This is a genomic window from Bartonella sp. AD328YNZD (genome assembly GCF_042196425.1).
The window spans coordinates 1-3068 of sequence record NZ_JBHIQG010000292.1 but is presented as its reverse complement, the minus strand read 5'-3'; the positions used below and the strand labels follow the sequence as shown (position 1 = coordinate 3068).

The window sequence follows — 3068 nt, the reverse complement described above, 5'->3', positions numbered from 1 at the left end:
TACGTGTTACTTTTATGGGCAAAATTATGGTGTAATTATGGTCAATCTATTTAAAAATCGTTTTTCCTTATGTACTTTTACAACAGCATTTCTTTTTTTTGCACACAATGTTGATGCTACGGTTCAAGATGGTGCTGTTGTTAATACTGGGGTACAAGGTCGTTCTGGCGTTAATGGTAAGACACAAAATAATCAGGATCAATTTTCATGTATTATGAATAGTGAATTTTATCGGTGTAATGATGGTAAAAAACACTACTTTTACAATAAAAATTATCAAAAAACTGATGAAAATACGAATGAAACTGTTGCTATACAAGCATCTGGAAGAAAAACGCTTCTCTTCGGGAAAAATATAACTGTTAAGGATGCTTCAAGTGCTGTTATTTCAAAAGAAAGTTTTTGGAAGTATGGGGTCGTGGCGAGTGAACATGGACAAGTGATTATAGAAAGAGGAGAGATTAACTTTACAAAGGGTATCGGAGTTGAAGTAAGAAATTGGGGACAGGTCGATTTAAGGAGTAGTTCTATTACCGAACAAGGTAGTCAGGGGATGAGTATAGATGACCATAATGAAAATTCAGCTTTTCATGCGTTTGATGCTGGGAGTATCCATTTTGAGAAAGGTAAAGTTAATCTAGCCAATGCTCATGGTTTTTCAATGCATGGGAATAATATCGATGGGAAGGGTATCTTTATAACTATCGTGGATTCTACGGTTTTGGTAGAAAGTAATACGTCTTATGGGTTGCGTTTTTGGGAGGGACTAGGAGACAGAAATGAGGAAATGAAGGATCACGAGTATCCTCATTATTTTTATATTTTTGCGGGTGAGGAAGAGATGTTCGGAAGTCTTCCAAAAACGAACTTACCCGTACGAGGGATTGTTGGCTTGACAAGAACCTCTTTTACAGTTCCAAAGAGTGCAGCTATTTATAGCAGAGGATCTGGTGGTGTTGTTAGGCTGTTGGATAATTCCAAACTTTCTGGAGATTTATTACTGAAGGTTGAGGATGGCTCTTTTGTGAAGGTTTCAGTGGATGCTTCTACACTTGTAGGGGGGACACATGTTGATGAAAGTTCTTCTGCTGAATTTCGGTTGAGAGGTGATTCAAAATGGATTTTATCACGGCCGAAAAATAAAAATTTACAAGTTTCTAGTTCTATAGGTGTTTCATCAATTTCATTAATACATCTTATTGATAGTTCTATTATTTTTGAACAACCAGAAACTAACATAGTTGATGGCTATCAAACACTTCGTGTTGGGAGAGGAACAGGTGAAGTTTATAAAGCACAAGGTAATGCACATCTTTATCTCAACACCTATTTGAATAAGGGGGGGGCTCTTCAGAATCAAAAAACGGATCGTCTTTTATTCCATGGTGATATTGAAGGAAAAACAATAATACATGTGCATGGTGTTTCAGGAAGTCCAGGAGGTGGTACGGGGCATTATGGAAATGATAAAGGTATCTCGATTATTCAGGTTTCTGGAACAGCAGAGAAAGATTCTTTCTTGTTGGATGGTGATTATATTGCATTGGACGGTCTACCTTACCAATATAGGCTTCATGCTTATGGCCCAAACTCTGAATTAGGAAGAGCGAGTGCGTCTCAAAGATTAGTCGAAGGTGAAGGAGATTTTTGGGATTTCCGCCTCGAAAATGGATTTGTTGATTCTGATACTACATTTAGATTAACTCAGGGTTCTAAACTTGGTTTAGGTGGTGAGCATCATTCTAGGCAAGGCGTTAAGGTTGTTGTTCCTCAGGTGCCAACTTATCTGCTTTTGCCAAATAGTTTATTCCACGCTGGTTTGATAGATATCAGTAATCAAAACAAGCAGTTAGAGATAGTACGGACTAATTTTAGTGGAATGTTGGAAATTCATGAAAATCCTGCTTCATTTTTGCGTGGCTATGGTGGGAGTTATCGTTATGCCTCAGATTTATCTGCGCTTGAATATGGTTATGGGGGAGATCTAGGGTACTATGCACTAGAGACAGGTGTTTTGCTACAAACTGTTGAAAATGTTGACAGTGTTATATCCTTTGGGGTGATGGGGTCTTATGGAAAGCTTTCTCTACAACCTCGAGATGTTGCACAAAGCCAAAAAAGTACATTTGATAAATGGACTGCTACAGTTTATGGCAGTATGCAGCATGATGTAGGATTCTATGTTGATGGTTTGTTATCGTATGGTCTGTTTAAGGGAGATGTTCTGACAACTGCACGGGGTAAAACGGCAACATTGAAAGGTAACCCTTTAAGTGTTTCCTTGATGAGTGGTCAGAAAATTGCCACAGGATATGAAGGTGTTGTTTTTGATCCACAGGTTCAGGTTGTTTATCAGCATCTTCAATTTAATGAGGCCCGCGATATTGATAATTTTAATATTGAGATGGATAAACTTGATCAATTGATGGTGCGTATGGGTGGTCGTTTGATAAAGACTCTTACTGCGTCTGAAAAAGATCGTGATGTTTCTTTTTATGGAAAGATTCATTTTGCTCATGATTTTGGCAAAGAAAGAGCTGTGCGTTTTAAAGATTCTTTCCAGTTAGCGGCTTTTGGTTCTTCTCTAGAGGCTGGATTAGGTCTTAATGCTCGCTTGTCTCAAAAATTTGCGCTTCATGGTGATTTGGTTTATCAGCATAAGTTGAGTAAAGGTGGTTTTTCTGGAATCAGTTTTTCTGGTGGATTGCGCTATCGTTTTTAGGTGATCGTCTTGGGGTAAGTTGTTTAAAAAGCCATAAGCATAGCTTGTGGTTTTTTATTATTTGTTTGCAACTTTTTAAACAAGTTTTTTAAAAAAATGTTTTTTTGCATGAGCAAGTTTGTTTCTTTTTAGAAACGAGATAGGGCTTTCTGGTTTGCAGTTTTTGCTTCTTATGCTGTTTTTCTTCCTTTAGTGTATTTTTATTAAATTCTCTTGAAATCACCGCTTTGGGGTAGAGTTTTTATTTCTATCTATATTTTTACGCGTTTTTATAAATAATACAATTTTAAATTGTGATATTTTGGGATTCTGGCTTTACATAAAACATAGGGTGGATATATAAAAT

Annotated in this window: 1 protein-coding gene; it reads left to right on the top strand. The window is 36.9% G+C overall.

Going from position 1 to position 3068, the window contains the following annotated elements; translation table 11 throughout:
• Window positions 1-37 precede the first annotated feature (37 nt).
• The gene (locus ACFIO3_RS10800; protein ID WP_375704445.1) at window positions 38-2722 is read left to right on the top strand and encodes an autotransporter outer membrane beta-barrel domain-containing protein; all 2685 of its coding nucleotides are present in this window, start codon (window positions 38-40) and stop codon (window positions 2720-2722) included.
• The last annotated feature ends 346 nt before the right edge of the window (window positions 2723-3068 follow it).